Below are 16,289 nucleotides of genomic sequence, written 5' to 3'. Positions count from 1 at the left end.
AGGGCACCCCGCCATGACCAAGCCGCTGAAGCAGATCCACCTGGCCGCGCACTTCCCCGGCGTCAACAACACCACCGTGTGGAGCGACCCGGAGGCCGGCAGCCACATCGAGTTCAGCTCCTTCGCGCACTTCGCGCGGACCGCCGAACGCGCCAAGTTCGACTTCCTCTTCCTCGCCGAGGGACTGCGCCTGCGCGAACAGGGCGGCCAAATCTACGACCTCGACGTCGTCGGCCGCCCCGACACCTTCACCGTGCTCGCCGCACTCGCCGCCGTCACCGACCGCCTCGGTCTGACCGGCACCATCAACTCCACCTTCAACGAGCCCTACGAGGTCGCCCGCCAGTTCGCCAGCCTCGACCACCTCTCCGGCGGGCGCTCCGCCTGGAACGTCGTCACCTCGTGGGATGCCTTCACCGGTGAGAACTTCCGGCGCGGCGGCTTCCTGCCGCAGCACGAACGCTACTCCCGGGCCCGCGAGTTCCTCGGCACGGCCAACGAACTCTTCGACTCCTGGCGCGGGGACGAGATCGTCGCCGACCCGGACACCGGAACCTTCCTCGCCGACGCCAAGGCCGGCGCCTTCGTCCACCAGGGGCAGCACTTCGACATCCACGGCCGCTTCGACGTCCCGCGCTCCCCGCAGGGCCGCCCGGTGATCTTCCAGGCCGGGGACTCCGAGGAGGGCCGCGAGTTCGCCGCCGCCGACGCGGACGCCATCTTCAGCCGGCACGCCACCCTGGAGGAGGGCCGGGACTTCTACCGGGACGTCAAACGCCGCCTCGCCAAGTACGGCCGCGGCCCGGACGAACTGCTGATCCTGCCCGCCGCGACCTTCGTCCTCGGGGACACCGACGCCGACGCCGAGGAGCGCGCCCGCGAGGTCCGCCGGCAGCAGGTCAGCGGGGCCACCGCCCTCAAGCACCTGGAGTTCGTCTGGAACCGCGACCTGTCCTCCTACGACCCGGAGGGCCCGCTGCCCGGCGTCGACCCGGACGTGAGCGAGGAGCACATCGCCCGCGGCCGGGCCCAGGTGCGGATGTACCGCGACCCGCTGGCGACCGCCCGCGAGTGGCGCGAACGGGCGGCCGCCAACAACTGGTCCATCCGCGACCTCGTCATCCACACCGGCAACCGCCAGACCTTCGTCGGCACCCCGGCCTCCGTCGCCCGCACCATCAACGACTTCGTCCAGGCCGACGCGTCCGACGGCTTCATCCTCGTCCCGCACATCACCCCCGGCGGCCTGGACGAGTTCGCCGACACGGTCGTCCCGATCCTCCAGGAGCAGGGCGTCTTCCGCGCCGACTACGAGGGCACGACCCTGCGCGACCACCTCGGCCTCGCCCACCCCGACGCCGGGAGCGCGGACCGGCGGGAGGCGTCGTGAGGTTCCTCGCCATCACCCTGATCGCGCACCGCCCCGATCCGGTCACGGGCGAACTCAAGAGCACGCGCGCACGGTTCCGCGAGGTCCTCGACAACGCCGTGCTCGCCGAGGAGCTGGGATTCGACGGCTTCGGCGTGGGGGAGCGGCACGAGCGCCCCTTCATCTCCTCCTCGCCGCCGGTCGTCCTCAGCCACATCGCCGCCCTGACCCGCCGCATACGGCTGTTCACGGCCGTGACGACCCTGAGCCTGCTCGACCCGGTCCGGGCCCACGAGGACTACGCGACCCTCGACCACCTCTCCGGCGGACGCCTGGAGCTGATCATCGGCAAGGGCAACGGCGCGGCCCAGCGCGACCTGTTCCACGTCACGCCCGAGGACCAGTGGGACCGCAACGCCGAGAGCTACGAGGTCTTCCGGCGCCTGTGGCGCGAGGACAGGGTCACCGCCCGCACGCGCTTCCGGCCGGAACTGACCGACGCCGAGGTCTGGCCGCGCCCCTACCAGCAACCCGTCCGCGTCTGGCACGGCAGCGCCACCAGCAGGGAGTCCGTCGACCTGGCCGCCCGCTACGGAGACCCGCTCTTCTCCGCCAACGTGACCCATCCGGTCGAACCGTACGCCGAGCTGATCGACCACTACCGCGAACGCTGGGCGCACTACGGCCACGACCCGGCGGACCTAGGGGGTGTCGTTTGGATCTTGTCGGGGTCGCGGGGCCTGGCACGCGCATCTGCGGCGTTGTCGTCGGTTGCCAGGGCTCCGCCCTGTCGCCCTCCTCCGCCTTGCAGCTGCACGCACCAGACCCCGCTCGGGTGGGCAACAAGGCACTGTTGCCTGGAACCGACCAGATCCAAACGACACCCCCTAGCCGTCGGCGCGGGCACCGCGGGCCTGTACGTGGCCCGCACCTCGCAGCAGGCCCTGGACGGCTACCGGCCCGTCTTCGAGAGCAATCTGGCCTTCCGGCGGGAGACCGGACTGCCCGTCGTCTTCGAGACCCTGGAGGACTTCGTGGCGCGCAGCTCGGCGCTGATCGGCAGCCCGCAGCAGGTGATCGAGAAGGTGCACCGCTACCACCAGCGGTTCGGACACACGGTGACCCATCTGCAGGCCGACGCGAGCGGGCTGGACGCGACCGAGCACCGGCGGTCGCTCGAGCTGTTCCAGTCCGAGGTCGCCCCCGGTCTGCGCCGGGACCTGCCGGACCCGCCGTTCGCCTGGGGCCCGGTGTCACCGGCGGCGGAGCCGCAGCCCGCCGGGCTCTGAACACGCGGAAGTTGCCGTGTCCGCCGCCCCCTCGCGGCGGACACGGCATGTGCCGCGGAACGTCAGCCCTCCCCCGAAGGAGACGTTCCGCGGCCGGCCCCCGGCACCGGTATGTGGCCACGGCGCCCGGGCGTTCGAGGCCGCGCGGTCACCAGCACATGACCGCCGTCTCGCCCGCACCCCACGAGGAGTACAGGCGCACCCGGACGACATAGCGGCGACCCTTGACGAAACGGGCCCTGATCGTGGTGTTGCGGGGCGTTCCCCCGTCGTCCTGGCCGGTGAGGTAGCGGGGCACGCCGTCCCGCTCCTCGAAGATGACGACGACGGCGTCGCTGTCGCCGAAGGTGCCCACGGTGTACTCGCGGGTCTCCGGCGGGTCCACCCGGAAGTCGGCCTGCTCTCCTGGCCCGAGACCGAGCGGCACCGACCGGAACGGCACCAGCGGCCCCGGCCGGCCGGTGGGCGGGTACCAGCGCAGGGCGAACTCCTTGTCTGCGGCGGAGAGGGTGCCGGGCGGATGCAGGCCCGAGCGGTAGTGCTCGGGCTCCAGTATGAGCCCCGAGGGGAACGGATACTCCATGATCGACTGCGGGTCCCAGACCGGACCGTTGGCCTCGTCGCCGTCCAGCTTGCGCAGGATGTTGTGGAAGGTCCGCTCCCGGCTCCAGTTGTTCGGCGGGCCCGCCAGCTCGGCGTAGACGGCCTCGTCGTCCCAGAGGATCCCCGAGTGGGGGCTCTGGTGCTCGTGCAGCATGCCGAGCGCGTGCCCGATCTGGTGCAGGGCCGTCGCCCGCTCGCCCGGCGCGGTCAGGTCCCAGCCGAAGTTCATCGTGCGGTCGTTCATCCCGACCCGCAGGGCGTCCTTGCCCACCGCCGACCAGGAGCCGTCGCCCGGCTGGAAGCCGATCCGCAGCTCCGCCTCCGAGCGGTCGCGGACCTCGGTGAGCTCGATCCCGATGCCGAGGTCCCGCCATTCCTGGAAGGAGTCGCGCACGACGTCACGCTGCTCGTCGGTCCCCACCCACGAGCCGCGCCGGGGCCGGCCGGTGCCCGGCATCGGCACCACCGACGTGTCGGTGTCGCCGCCGAGGAAGCAGTAGTGCAGCACGGTGCCGTTGACCCACATCCGCTGCCCGCCGGAGAGCGCGGCGACGCGCTCGGCGGCCAGCCCCGGTGCGAACACGGGGGCAGGCTGCTGCGCGAGCGAGCAGTAGCGTGCGGTCATGGCCGTCATGGTGCCGTCCGGCCCGGCCCGGGCGCCTGAGTCGGGGGGTACTCAAGTCACCCTGTATCAGGGATGAGTATGCCGACTCATGTTGTCGTGACGATTTCGACGACTTCTCTGCGCGACGCGAAGACCCTCGGGGCGCCCTGGCCGTTCACCGGGCGGACCGACGAACTGGAGCTGGTGCGCCGGTCGGTGGCCGCCGGACGCGGCGGCCTGGTGGTGACGGGGCCGGCGGGCTGCGGCAAGACCCGGCTGCTGATGGAGGCCGTGCGCGGCACGGACTGGGCCCGGGCGGCCGGGACGCCCGAGACCCGGCACCTCCCCTTCGCCGCCTTCGCCCATCTGCTCCCCCACGACGTCACACTGCACCGCGCGCTGCACCTCCTGTCCGGTGTTCGGCTGCTGCTGGTCGACGACGCGCACCTGCTGGACGACGCCTCCGCCGCTCTCGTCCACCAGCTCGCCCTGCACGGCCGCACCCGGCTCCTGGTCGCCGCCACCGACGGCGCCCCCGTGCCCGGCGCCGTGTCCCGGCTGTGGTCCGGGGAACTGCTGCCGCGCCTGACGCTGGAGCCGCTGCCGCGCGAGGAGACCGCCGAACTGCTCGCGGCGGCCGAGGACACCGTCCTGGAACCGCTCACCGCCGACCGGCTGCACCGCCTGTGCCGGGGCGACCTGCGGCTGCTGCGCGAACTGCTGACCGCCGTGCGCGACCAGGGCCTGCTCGTGCCGGTCCAGGGCACCGGACGGCAGGCCTGGCGGGGAGATGTGCCGATGACCGCGGCGGTCCGGGAACGCACCGCCCACGTCCTGGACCGGACCCGCCCCGCAGAGCGCGAGAGCCTCGAACGCCTCGCCTTCGCCGAGCCCCTGCCCCTCGACCTGGACGCCTTCGACACCCGCACCCTGGAGGGCCTGGAGGCCGACGGCCTGGTCACCGTCGACGAAGCGGGCGCCACCCGGCTCGCCCACCCCCTGCACGGCCCGGTCCTGCGGGCCGCCGCGGGCCGGCTGCGCGCCCGGCGCCTTGCACGCACCTGGGACCAGTGCGCCCCCGCCCTGGAGGCGGAGCTGACCGCCCTCGCCCGGCGCGTCGAGCAGGCCGACGTACGGGAGCAGGTGGCGCCCGTGGGGGAGTGGCTGGCGGCCGAGGGAGCACCGCTGCCCCCGCGGTACGCGGCCCTGCGCGCCCGGTTCGCCCGGCTGGGCGGTCGGCTGTCGGAGGCGGCGGCCTGGGCCCGAGAGGGGCTGCGGACCAGCCCGCACGACACGCCCTGCCGCGAGGAACTCGCCCTGGCCACGGCCCAGTCGGGCGAGGTGCCGGCCGGCCGCGGTGCCGGAGACGGCGGCGCGTCCGCGGCCTGGACGGCCGCCGCGCGCGGCGACTTCGACGAGGCGGTCCGCAGGTCCGCCGAGGGCGACCCGTACGACACCGTCCGGCTCGGCGTCCCCGAACGGGCGGCCGGCCTGCTGACCGGCGTCTTCGCCGCGCACGCCGACGCCCTCTCGCGCGGCGACGGACCGGCACTCGACCGGGCCGCCGGGGAACTGGAACGGCGCGGGTTCCTGCTGTTCGCCGCCGAGGCGCACGCCCAGGCGGCCGGCGTCCACCGCGAACCGCGCGCCGCGCGCACGGCCCGTACCCGCGCCGTCGCCCTGGCCCGGCGCTGCCAGGGCGCCCGCACGCCGGCCCTGTCGGGACTGGTCCTCGGCGAACTCACCGCACGCCAGCGGCAGATCGTCACCCTCGCCGCCGCGGGCCTGAGCAACCGGCAGATCGCGGAGCGGCTCACCCTGTCCGTGCGCACCGTCGGCAACCACCTCTACGGCGCCTACACCCGCCTCGGCGCCGGCGACCGCGGCGCCCTGCCCTGGCTGATGGAGCTGCCCGAGCCCCAACCCGCCTGACCGCAAGGGCCCCTGCGGGCGCGGGTGCGGGGGCGGCAGGTTCAGGCAGCTCCGAACGCGGAGAACGCCCACCCCGTCGCCCGGTGCACGGCGTCCCCGGGCAGCGCGGCCCGGGCGTCGCGCAGCGCCTCCGCGAGGGACAGACCGGCGTCCAGTCCCTTGTGCAGCCCGAGCATCAGCGGCACCACCGCCTCGTCGTTGACCGGCGCGCTGCACGCCACCACCCCGGCCGTGCCCAGCGGCAGCAGTGCGGTGACCAGGCCGAGCAGTTCGTCCGCGCCGACCGACGCGAAGCGGGCGGTGTCGCAGCAGGACAGGATGATCCGGTACGGGCTGCGGTCGAGCCGCTCGAAGTCGTGCACGATCAGCGGCCCGTCCGCCATCCGCAAGGACGAGAACAGGGGACTGTCCGCACGGAAGGTCCCGTGCGCGGCGATATGCGCCAACGCGGCCCCGTCCAGCTCCCGCAACACCCGCGGCACCCGCGCCGCGTCCCCTTCCAACACGGTCGGCACGGCGGTCCCGTCCGGGGGCAGGGTCCCGTATCCGGTCACCCCGGGCACGGCACCGTGCCCGGCCGCCGGGGCCCGCACCGAGCCGCCACCTCCCCGGCGCGGACCGACTCCGTCGGCCACGGGGGCCGGGGCGCCCTCGCCGGCGGCCCCGGGCGGGCCGTGTTCGGCGGTCGCCCGGGGGAGGCCGTGGTGGTCGGCCGTCCGGGGCGGGGCGCTCCGGACGGTCGCCGGGACCGGGGCGCCTTTCCCGGTGGCCCCGTCCGGGGCCCCTCCACCGGCCGCGGGGGCCGGGCCCGCTTCGCCGACCGCCCGGGGCAGACCCTCCTCGTCACCCGCCCGGAACCGACCGCCTCCGGCCGTCGCGCCGGGGGAGGCCTCCTCGGTCGCGCCCGGTGTGCTCCCGCGCCGGGCGTCGGCAAGCGGCCCTCGCGCCCGGTCCTCCTCCGGCGCCCGCGACGCGCCGTAGCGCTCCGCGAGGACCGGGACCTCCGCGCCGTCGGTCGACAGTCCCGGGCCGCGCACCAGGACCTGGCGTCCGCCGGGCGGCGGGGACGTGTCCCCGGCGCGGAGCCAGCTGCTCGCCGACGGCGACACGCTCAGGACCCGCTCGCGCAGCACGGGCAGCAGGGCCCACGGCACCCGGTGCAGCCGGCCCGGCGGGACGACGACCACCGGGCCGGAGCCCAGGTGCGCCGCGGCGGGGCCGAGCAGCAGCTCCTGCAGGCGGGCGCCCGCCGCCTCCACCAGCGGCAGCCGGGCCTCCGCCCCCGGGTGGGCCAGCCGCCGCAGACCGGCCTGCACGTGCTCGGCCTCCCGCTCCGCCTCCGCCAGCAGACCCGCCTCGAACCGCCGCACCCGCCCCTGCCCGCACAGCAGCACGTGCACGCGCCCGTCCAGCACCGCCAGTTCCACCAGCCGTACCTCGTCACCCAGCCGCCGCAGCAGCCGCCCCACGTCGAACCGGTCGCCGTCGCCCGGTGCCTCGCCCCGCATGTGCAGCGTGCGGGAGCGGATCTCCCGCTCCAGGCGCCGCTGCTCGCGCTCCAGCGCGGGAACGGGCCGGCCGCCGCCGCTGCGGGCCTCCTCCGCGCGGGCGGCGATCTCGCGGAACGCCGTCATGCCGGTCAGCAGCGCGGGATCGGCCGGCGGCCGGGTCGGCGGCGCCGACAGCACCGTCGCCCGCCAGCGCTCGCTCCACATCAGCAGCCGCCTCGGTCCCCCCGAGACCAGGCTCGCCCGCTGCGCCAGCGCGGCCAGCTCCGCGCCCTGCGCCGTGGCACGGGCCCGCAGCTCCGAGGCGCCCAGCGTCATCCGGTGGTCGTCCAGGACGTCCAGACCCCGCCGGCAGGCCTCCAGGACCCCGCGCGTCGACCCGGCCGCGCGCGCCCGCAGCGCCTGCGCCGCCCAGCCCGTCATCCGCGCCAGCGGCGGCCCGTTGTGCCGGCTGCGCGCAGCGACCGCCAGGTGCCGCTCCGCGTCCGCCGTCCAGCCGAGACCCAGCGCGATGCGGCCCGCGAGCAGCGACGCCTCCGGCGCGGCCGGCGCCCCGAAGGCGGCCAGCCGCTCGGCCACCGCCGCCGCGTCCGCCACCAGCCGGCCCGAGGCGCGACCCGTCGCGACCCGCGCCTCGATCAGCACCAGCCGCGCGTGGGTCTCGTACCAGCCGCGCCGCTGCCCCGCGAACAGCCGTACCGCCAGGGCCGCACGCGCCAGCGCCGTCCGCGGCTCGTCCGCCAGCCGGGCCGCCCGCGCGGCGACCAGCAGCAGCTCCGCCTTGCGGGTGGACTGCCCGCCGATGCCGTCCAGCGCCGCGACCGCCCCGTCCGCCTCCGCCAGCGCCTCCGTCGGGAGTCCGGCAGCCATCAGCACCTCGCAGCGCCGGATGGTGAGCATGAACGTCGGCGTGCTCAGCTTGGCGTACCGCTCCTCCGCCTCGTCGAGGAGCCGCAGCGCCGCCGGCACGTCGCCCGAGCGGAAGGCCGCGAGCCCCCGGCTCTCCACCGCGTCGGCCTTGTCGTGCTCCTGGCCCGTGGTGTCCCACAGCCGCTCCGCCGCCGTGAAGTCGGCGTCCGCCCGCTCCACCGAGCCGAGCGCCAGGTGCACGGTCGCCCGCAGCGTCAGCGCCCGCGCGGTCCAGATCACGTCGTCCGCCTGCCGCAGCACCGGAATCGCCCGCCGTACGTCCTCCAGCGCCTCGCCGTGCCGGCCGAGGACCCACCACACGTACGCACGCCGGTACAGCACCCGCGCGCGCGTGTGCCCGCTCCCGCGCGCCACGCCCCGCTCGAACGCGGCCAGTCCCTCCCGCGTACGCCCCGAGTGCACCAGCGCCACCCCGAGCGTGGCCAGGACGTCCGCCTCCCGCTCGGCCGAGTCCGCGCGGGCCGCCAGGTCGCGGGCGCGCCGCAGATGGTCCAGGGCCCGCCGGGTGTCGCCGAAGTCCCGCTGCCAGATGCCGATCACCTGGTGGGCCACCGAGGCGTGCAGCGGCGGGGGATCGGCCGCGAGCAGCTCCTCCGCCCGCGACAGGGCCTCGCCCGGGGCGGCGAACACCATCGGCAGCAGTTGGAGAACCGAGTCGTTTCCCGCTGTCACCCCAGGGATGTTAGTGCTCGACCAGCACGCCCCACAGGTTCGGGTCTGTATCAATCGGCCGCCTCGGGACTCTGATTGACGACCGCATCCGGACCGCAGCCGCCGGTGCTGCCACGATCGTCGTCACGACCGCCGCCTCAGTGGAGGGCATGCCATGGCACCACAGCGATTCCGCGAGCAGTTCGACCAGATCCAGCGCTCGATGCCGGACGTCCCGCTGGCCATGGGCCCGGACGACTCCGCCGAGTTCCTCTACGAGAAGGGCGTCGTCCTCGCCCGCGACGGCGAGGAGGCCCGCCTCGTCGAGGACACCGTGCGCGACCACTTCACCACGATGGCCGGCCTGACCTCCGACCACGTGCGCCGGACCAGCTCCGAGAGCAACCGCACCGGCATCACCCGCATCCGGGTCGGCGAGCCCGACGAGGGCGACCTGGGCGCCGACTCCACCGTCGCCCACGCGATGCGCTCGCTCCGGACGGCGGAGGGCCGCGCGGGCCGCCGCCTGATCAGCCGCAACCACGTCGTCTCCATCGCCGTCAACGCCTGCCCCGGCGACGAACCCGTGCCCGTACCGCTCAGCGAGCCGCCGAACCCGGCCGCCGCCACGACGCCGTACGACGCCGAGAGTGCCGTCGGCGTCCTCGTCGTGGACACCGGCCTCATGCACGACTACCGGTCCTACCCGCTGCTGGCCCACACCGAGGGCGACGCCCAGATCCGCGAGTGCGACGACGACGGCGTCCTGTGCCAGTACGTCGGGCACGGCACCTTCATCGCCGGGCTCGTCGCCGCCGTCGCCCCCAACACCGACGTGACGGTGCGCAACACGCTCAACGACGCGGGCGCCATCCTGGAATCCGAACTGGGCGAGAAGCTCTTCGAGGCCGTCGACCGCGACGGCTGGCCCGAGGTCCTCAGCCTCTCCGCCGGCACGTCCAACGGCCGCACCGACGGCCTGCTCGGCGTCCACGCCTTCATGGAGGAACTCCGCGACCGGCGCACCCTGCTGGTCGCCGCCGCCGGCAACAACGCGAGCGCCACGCCCTTCTGGCCCGCCGCCTACGCCGACCTGCCCGGCTGGGAGACCTCCGTGCTGTCGGTCGGCGCCCTGCGCTCCGACGGCGAGTTCGGCGCCTGCTTCAGCAACCACGGCGGCTGGGTCCGGGCCTACGCCCCCGGCGAGCGCCTCACCAGCGCGCTCACCGGCTTCGGCACACCCGTGCCGTACGTCTACCAGCACTCCACCTACGACGCCTGCCGGTTCGGCTTCGCCTACCCCTGCACCTGCCAGTACCCCCGGCACAACGGGGTGCTGAGCGAGCCCGGCGAGGCGCCGGCCAAGCCCGACCAGGTGATGTTCGAGGGGCACGCGCAGTGGAGCGGCACGTCCTTCGCCACCCCGGTGGTCGCGGGACTGGTCGCCGCCCACATGACGGACCACAAGGAGACCGACCCGCGCCTGGCCCGCGTCCAGCTCCTCGCCACCAACACCGAGTACGCGGAAGTGCGCGGGGCGCACGTTCCCGCGCTGCTGCCGCCCACCTGGCGCCCCGTCTCCGTCGGCCCCTCGGCCGGTGGCTCGTGAACGGCCTCCTGGCGGGCGGAACCACCCCTTCCACGGCGTACGATGGCGTGTCGTACACGAGGGGTGGGACCGTGGACCGTGCAGAGGTCGGGGCGCTCGTACAGTCGGCCGCCGACGGGGACGCGGCGGCCTGGAAGTCACTGGTGGACGGGCTGGGCCCGCTGGTCTGGTCCGTCGCGCGATCGCACGGGCTCTCCGACGCCGACGCGCACGAGGTGTACCAGACCGCCTGGTTCCGGTTCGCCCAGCACCTGGGGCGGATCCGGGAGCCGGAGAAGACCGGCTCCTGGCTCGCGAGCACGGCACGGCACGAGTGCCTGAAGCTGCTGCGGGCCTCGAAGCGGTGGACGCCGACCGACGATCCGCAGCTGCTGGACCGGCCGAGCGACGACCGTACGCCGGAGGAGTCGGTGCTCGACTCCGAGGAGGCCGCCGCGCAGACCGAGCGCGTGCGGATGCTGTGGCAGGAGTTCGAGTCACTGGGCGAGCGGTGCCGCCAGTTGCTGCGGGTGCTGATCTCCTCGCCGCCGCCCAGTTATCAGGAGGTGTCCGCCGCGCTGGGGATCGCGGTGGGCAGCATCGGGCCGATGCGCCAGCGCTGTCTGCGCAGGCTGCGGGCCCGGCTGGAGGCACGGGGGACCACGTCATGAGCGACATGAGCGACCGGCACGGCTTCGACGACTTCGACGGCTCGGGCGACGGGCCGCCCGGCGGCGAGTTCCCGGCCGACGACTGGGACTGCGGTCTCCTGGAGGAGGAGCTGCGGCAGGCCGCCGCGATCCTCGACCCGGTCCCGGCCGGGCTGCGGGGCATCGCCGTCGACGCCTTCGCGCTGCGCGACCTCGACGCCCGCGTGGCCGAGCTGACCTTCGACTCGCTGGTCGACGGCATCCCGGTCAGGGGCGAGAGCGATCCGCCCAGGATGCTGACCTTCCAGGCCGACGCGGTCACCGTCGACGTCGAGGTCACCGAGGACGGCCTGATCGGCCAGCTGCTGCCGCCGGGCCCGGCCCGGATCGAGGTGCTGAGCGGACCGCGCGAGTACGCCCGGCTGACCGCCGACGACCTGGGCCGCTTCACGGGCGAGGCCCCGCCCTCGGGCCCCTTCGCCCTGCGGCTGCGGACCGGCCGCGAGGTGGTCGTGACGGAGTGGCTGCGGGCCTGAGGCGCCCCGGCGCACCGCTGCCGCCTGCGTCCTACCAGGCGCAGGGCAGCGTGCGGGGGCCCCGGATCATGGTCTTGCGGCGCCAGGCCACCTGCTCGGCCGGGACCGCGAGCCGCAGCCCCGGCAGCCGCTCCAGGAGCGTGTCGACCAGCAGCTCGGTCTGCATCCGGGCCAGTACGGCACCCGTGCAGAAGTGGTGCCCGTTGCCGTACGCCAGGTGCGGGTTGGGTTCGCGGTCCAGGTCGATGCGGTCCGGGTCGGGGAAGACGTCCGGGTCGCGGTTGGCGGCCAGGTAGGAGACGTACACCGGGTCACCGGCGGCGATGCGCGTCCCGCGCACGTCGACGTCCGCCAGGGCGATGCGGGCGAGACCCACCGAGGTGCGGTGCGAGATCCAGCGCAGCAGCTCGTCCAGTGCCGTGCCCCGCGCCTCGGGGCGCTCGCGCATGCGGGTCATCAGTCCGGGGCGGGTGAGCAGCAGGAACAGCATCTGACCGACGTTGTGCGTGACCGCCTCGCCGCCGATCTGCAACGGCCCCGCGAGTCCCACGGCCTCCGTCTCGCCGACCTCGCCCCGGCCCACGGCCGCACCGAGCATCGAGTACACGTCCTCGCCGTCGCTGCCGGCGCGGTCGCGGACGGTCCCGGTGATCCACCCGTACAGGCCCTGCTTGGCCCGCTCGGCGGCCTCGGCGCCGCCGGAGGTGGAGATGATCTGCCGGGTCCACGCGTGCACCCGGTCCCGGTCCGCGGCCGGTACGCCCATCACCTCGCTGACGACGGTGATCGGGAACGGTTCCAGGACCCGTTCGACCAGGTCCGCGGGCGGCCCCTCGCGGACCACCCCGTCCACCAGGCCGTCCAGGATCCGCTGCGCCCGGGGCCGCAGCCGCCGGGTCGCACCCACGGTGAACGCGCCGGCGACCGCGCGCCGCAGCCGGTTGTGGTCGGGCTGGTCGGCGAAGGCGAGGGAGCCGGGCCGCGGCTTGAAGTGCGGGGCAAGGCGCGTGACCTGACGCTTCGTCACCTCGGCCCGCCCGAAGCGCGGGTCGTTCGTGATCGCCCGCACGTCGTCGTACCGGGTGGCGAGCCAGGCCCAGCCCTCGCCGTGCGGCAGCCGGACGCGGGTCAGCGGGCCCTCCCGCATCAGGCCGGCGAGGACCGGGTCGAACTCCGGCCCGTCCAGGTCGAGGGCGGGCCAGTCCCGTACCGGGGGCGTGGGCTGGCCGGTCAGCGTGCTGGTCTCCTGGGTCATCCCCCCACCCTGGCCGCGCCCCGGCCCGGCTGTCGCGCGGAGGTGCTCCAGCCGGTGGGGACCACGGAGGCCGGCCGGACCGGGCGACGGTCATCGGACACGGCGACGCTTCACCGGGCACGGCGGTGCTCACCGGGCACGGAGACGCTCACCGCCCACGGCGGCGCTCACCGGGCACGGCGACGGTCAGCCGGGCTGCGGCGACGGTCAGCCGGACACCGCGTCGACGAGTGCCGCCAGGGCCGCCGCGAGCCGGGGCAGGCCGGGACCGGCCGGTCCGCCCGGCTCGGTCATGTAGGTGTCCCGGCGGATCTCCACCATCAGCGCGCCGACCTCGGCCCGCCTCCCGTAGAAGTCCAGCGGCACGTACGTCCCGGCGAACGGGCTGTCCAGGCCGGTCTCCCCGCAGGGGGCGAAGGCCTCCCGGGCCGCCGCGAGCAGCGCGGGCGGCGTGTGGAAGCCGTCGGTGCCGAGGCACACCGGCGGGCGCGGGCCGCCGCCGTGCAGCTCGTAGGGCAGCGGCTCGCTCGGGTAGGAGTGCACGTCGAGGACGACGGCCCGTCCGGTGGCCGCGAGCCGGTCGGCGACCGCCTCGGTCATCGCCCGCGCGTACGGCCGGAAGTACCGCTCGATCAGCGGTCCGGGGTCCGTGCCGTCCTCGCGCAGCGCCTCGCGGTGCGACGTCCGCGTGTAGATGGCGCCCATCCCGACGGCCGCCATCTCCTCCCGCTCGTCCGGGAACCGCTCCGGGTCCACGACCAGCCGCGACGTCCGGTTCACGAACCGCCACGGCGTGCGGCCGGCCAGCGCGGCCGCCGCCCCGGCGATCTCGGCCGTGTGCGCGTCGGTCATGTGGTCCAGCTCGCGTTCCAGCTCCGCGTCGGACAGCACGATGCCGGGACGGACACCGGCCGGGACCGCGCGGGAGGAGTGGGGCACGTGCAGGATCACCGGGGACGCGGCGGCGCCCGGGACGAGGTCGAAGGAAGCGGGGGCGTCGGTCACGGGGGTGCTCCCTGGGTGCGGGCGACGACGGGTGCGGGTGACGACAGACGGGCACCCCGTCTCCGCCGGACGGAACCGGACGGAAACGGGGTGCCCGTGGGCGCGCGGGGCTCCCGGGGATCAGGCGAGGGACGCCAGCGCCTCGTTCCAGGTGGCCGACGGGCGCATGACCTCGGCGGCCTTCGCCGGGTCGGGCTGGTAGTAGCCGCCGATCTCGGCGGGCTTGCCCTGGACCGCGTTCAGCTCCTCGACGATCTTCTGCTCGGCGGCGGTGAGCGTCTCGGCGAGCGGGGCGAAGGCCTTGGCCAGGTCCGCGTCGTCGGTCTGCTTCGCCAGCTCCTGCGCCCAGTACAGGGACAGGTAGAAGTGGCTGCCGCGGTTGTCGATGCCGCCGACGCGGCGGGTCGGGGACTTGTCCTCGTTGAGGAAGGTCGCCGTGGCGCGGTCGAGGGCGTCGGCGAGGACCTTGGCGCGGGTGTTGCCGGTGGTCTCGGCGTACTGCTCCAGGGACGGCACCAGGGCGAAGAACTCGCCGAGGGAGTCCCAGCGCAGGTAGTCCTCCCGCACCAGCTGCTGCACGTGCTTGGGGGCCGAGCCGCCGGCGCCGGTCTCGAAGAGGCCGCCGCCCGCCATCAGCGGGACGACCGACAGCATCTTGGCGCTGGTGCCCAGCTCCAGGATCGGGAACAGGTCGGTCAGGTAGTCGCGCAGCACGTTGCCGGTGACCGAGATGGTGTTCTCGCCGCGGCGGATGCGCTCCACCGACAGCTTCGTGGCCTCGACGGGGTCGAGGATCCGGATGTCCAGGCCCTCGGTGTCGTGCTCCTGCAGGTACGTGCGCACCTTGGCGATCAGGTTGGCGTCGTGGGCGCGGCCCTCGTCCAGCCAGAAGACGGCCGGGTCGCCGGTGGCGCGGGCGCGGGTGACGGCCAGCTTGACCCAGTCGCGGATCGGCGCGTCCTTGGTCTGGCAGGCACGGAAGATGTCACCGGCGGAGACCGTCTGCTCCAGCACGGCGTTGCCGGCGGCGTCGACCAGGCGGACCGTGCCCGTGGTGGGGATCTCGAAGGTCTTGTCGTGGCTGCCGTACTCCTCGGCCTTCTGCGCCATGAGGCCGACGTTCGGGACCGAGCCCATGGTGGACGGGTCGTAGGCGCCGTTGGCGCGGCAGTCCTCGATGACGGCCTGGTACACGCCGGCGTAGGAGGAGTCGGGGATCACGGCGAGGGCGTCGTGCTCGCCGCCGTCCGGGCCCCACATGTGGCCGGAGGTGCGGATCATGGCCGGCATGGACGCGTCGATGATGACGTCCGAGGGCACGTGCAGGTTGCTGATGCCCTTGTCGGAGTCGACCATGGCCAGCTCCGGGCCCTCGGCCAGCTCGGCGTCGAAGGAGGCCTTGATCTCGGCGCCCTCGGGCAGGGACTCCAGGCCCTTGTAGATGCCGCCCAGGCCGTCGTTCGGGGTGAGGCCGGCCGCGGCCAGCGTCTCGGCGTACTTCGCGAACGTCTTCGGGAAGAAGGCGCGGACCACGTGGCCGAAGATGATCGGGTCGGAGACCTTCATCATCGTGGCCTTCAGGTGCACGGAGTACAGGATGCCCTCGGCCTTGGCGCGGGCGATCTGGGCCGTGAGGAACTCGCGCAGCGCGGCGACGCGCAGCACGGAGGCGTCGACGACCTCGTCCTTCTTCACCGGGACCGACTCGCGCAGCACCGTGGTGGTGCCGTCGTCGCCGACCAGCTCGATCCGCAGCGCGCCGTCCTCGGCGATCACCGCGGACTTCTCGGTGGAGCGGAAGTCGTTCTCGCCCATGGTCACGACGTTGGTCTTCGACTCGCCGGTCCAGGCGCCCATGCGGTGCGGGTGGGTCTTGGCGTAGTTCTTCACCGAGGCCGGGGCGCGGCGGTCGGAGTTGCCCTCGCGCAGGACCGGGTTGACCGCGGAGCCCTTGACCTTGTCGTAGCGGGCGCGGACGTCGCGCTCCTCGTCGGTCTTCGGGTCGTCCGGGTAGGCCGGCAGCGCGTAGCCCTGGCCCTGCAGCTCCGCGATCGCGGCCTTGAGCTGGGGGATGGAGGCCGAGATGTTCGGCAGCTTGATGATGTTGGCGGCCGGCGTCTTCGCCAGGTCGCCGAGTTCCGCGAGGGCGTCCGGGATGCGCTGGTCCTCGGCGAGGTACTCCGGGAACAGGGCGATGATGCGGCCGGCCAGCGAGATGTCGCGGGTCTCGACGGCGACACCCGCCTGCGAGGCGTACGCCCGGACCACCGGCAGGAACGAATACGTCGCCAGGGCCGGGGCCTCGTCAGTGTGTGTGTAGATGATGGTCGAGTCAGTCACCGGGTGCTCCGCTCCACGTCTGCAACATT

The 16,289-nt window shown here is 74.5% G+C and carries 11 protein-coding genes; 6 read left to right on the top strand and 5 right to left on the bottom strand.

Going from position 1 to position 16,289, the window contains the following annotated elements; all coding sequences use genetic code 11:
- Window positions 1-13 precede the first annotated feature (13 nt).
- Both IG94_RS0131285 and IG94_RS40945 read left to right on the top strand, forming a co-directional pair.
- Window positions 14-1,390: an NtaA/DmoA family FMN-dependent monooxygenase gene (locus IG94_RS0131285; RefSeq protein WP_031044984.1), complete on the top strand. Its 1,377-nt coding sequence runs from the start codon at window positions 14-16 to the stop codon at window positions 1,388-1,390.
- Window positions 1,387-2,658, top strand: a complete 1,272-nt coding sequence (locus IG94_RS40945; RefSeq protein WP_043485060.1) for an LLM class flavin-dependent oxidoreductase — start codon at window positions 1,387-1,389, stop codon at window positions 2,656-2,658. Before IG94_RS0131285 ends, IG94_RS40945 begins: the two co-directional genes overlap by 4 nt.
- 148 nt (window positions 2,659-2,806) lie before the next feature.
- On the opposite strand, the gene absR1 is transcribed toward IG94_RS40945, so the two are convergent.
- Window positions 2,807-3,886 (bottom strand): beta-glucuronidase AbsR1, encoded by a 1,080-nt coding sequence (absR1, locus tag IG94_RS0131275; RefSeq protein ID WP_031044977.1) that lies wholly within the window; start codon window positions 3,884-3,886, stop codon window positions 2,807-2,809.
- A 72-nt stretch (window positions 3,887-3,958) separates the two neighbouring features.
- Here absR1 and IG94_RS0131270 point away from each other — a divergent pair, with 72 nt between their 5' ends.
- Complete coding sequence (locus IG94_RS0131270) at window positions 3,959-5,797, top strand: LuxR family transcriptional regulator AbsR2 (RefSeq protein ID WP_052410944.1); 1,839 nt, start codon at window positions 3,959-3,961, stop codon at window positions 5,795-5,797.
- 41 nt (window positions 5,798-5,838) lie between these two features.
- Here IG94_RS0131270 and IG94_RS0131265 read toward each other — a convergent pair whose 3' ends face one another.
- Window positions 5,839-8,868, bottom strand: coding sequence for a CHAT domain-containing protein (locus tag IG94_RS0131265; protein WP_052410943.1), 3,030 nt, complete (start codon window positions 8,866-8,868; stop codon window positions 5,839-5,841).
- 193 nt (window positions 8,869-9,061) lie between these two features.
- Here IG94_RS0131265 and IG94_RS0131260 point away from each other — a divergent pair, with 193 nt between their 5' ends.
- From IG94_RS0131260 to IG94_RS0131250, 3 genes are all read left to right on the top strand, one after another.
- A complete protein-coding gene (locus tag IG94_RS0131260) occupies window positions 9,062-10,495 on the top strand; it encodes a S8/S53 family peptidase (RefSeq protein WP_031044964.1) in 1,434 nt (477 codons plus the stop codon).
- A gap of 71 nt (window positions 10,496-10,566) precedes the next feature.
- The gene (locus IG94_RS0131255; protein WP_031044963.1) at window positions 10,567-11,145 is read left to right on the top strand and encodes an RNA polymerase sigma factor; all 579 of its coding nucleotides are present in this window, start codon (window positions 10,567-10,569) and stop codon (window positions 11,143-11,145) included.
- Window positions 11,142-11,660, top strand: coding sequence for a hypothetical protein (locus IG94_RS0131250; protein ID WP_031044961.1), 519 nt, complete (start codon window positions 11,142-11,144; stop codon window positions 11,658-11,660). Before IG94_RS0131255 ends, IG94_RS0131250 begins: the two co-directional genes overlap by 4 nt.
- A 31-nt stretch (window positions 11,661-11,691) precedes the next feature.
- On the opposite strand, the gene IG94_RS0131245 is transcribed toward IG94_RS0131250, so the two are convergent.
- From IG94_RS0131245 to IG94_RS0131235, 3 genes are all read right to left on the bottom strand, one after another.
- A complete protein-coding gene (locus IG94_RS0131245; protein WP_031044959.1) occupies window positions 11,692-12,915 on the bottom strand; it encodes a cytochrome P450 in 1,224 nt (407 codons plus the stop codon).
- A gap of 207 nt (window positions 12,916-13,122) precedes the next feature.
- The gene (locus tag IG94_RS0131240; RefSeq protein ID WP_031044957.1) at window positions 13,123-13,920 is read right to left on the bottom strand and encodes an N-formylglutamate amidohydrolase; all 798 of its coding nucleotides are present in this window, start codon (window positions 13,918-13,920) and stop codon (window positions 13,123-13,125) included.
- Between the two features lie 120 nt (window positions 13,921-14,040).
- Window positions 14,041-16,260 (bottom strand): NADP-dependent isocitrate dehydrogenase, encoded by a 2,220-nt coding sequence (locus IG94_RS0131235; RefSeq protein WP_031044955.1) that lies wholly within the window; start codon window positions 16,258-16,260, stop codon window positions 14,041-14,043.
- Window positions 16,261-16,289: the final 29 nt, after the last annotated feature.

The sequence above is a fragment of the Streptomyces olivaceus genome (assembly GCF_000721235.1).
In the GTDB taxonomy this organism is placed as follows: Bacteria; Actinomycetota; Actinomycetes; order Streptomycetales; family Streptomycetaceae; genus Streptomyces; species Streptomyces olivaceus.
This window is presented reverse-complemented; position numbering and strand designations above follow the sequence as displayed.

What these genes read in the sequence shown, in the direction of transcription:
- IG94_RS0131285 (WP_031044984.1), top strand. Translation starts at nt 14, where the DNA reads ATGACCAAGCCGCTGAAGCAGATCCACCTGGCCGCGCACTTCCCCGGC.
- absR1 (WP_031044977.1), bottom strand. Translation starts at nt 3,886, where the DNA reads ATGACCGCACGCTACTGCTCGCTCGCGCAGCAGCCTGCCCCCGTGTTC.
- IG94_RS0131270 (WP_052410944.1), top strand. Translation starts at nt 3,959, where the DNA reads ATGAGTATGCCGACTCATGTTGTCGTGACGATTTCGACGACTTCTCTG.
- IG94_RS0131265 (WP_052410943.1), bottom strand. Translation starts at nt 8,868, where the DNA reads ATGGTGTTCGCCGCCCCGGGCGAGGCCCTGTCGCGGGCGGAGGAGCTG.
- IG94_RS0131260 (WP_031044964.1), top strand. Translation starts at nt 9,062, where the DNA reads ATGGCACCACAGCGATTCCGCGAGCAGTTCGACCAGATCCAGCGCTCG.
- IG94_RS0131250 (WP_031044961.1), top strand. Translation starts at nt 11,142, where the DNA reads ATGAGCGACATGAGCGACCGGCACGGCTTCGACGACTTCGACGGCTCG.
- IG94_RS0131245 (WP_031044959.1), bottom strand. Translation starts at nt 12,915, where the DNA reads ATGACCCAGGAGACCAGCACGCTGACCGGCCAGCCCACGCCCCCGGTA.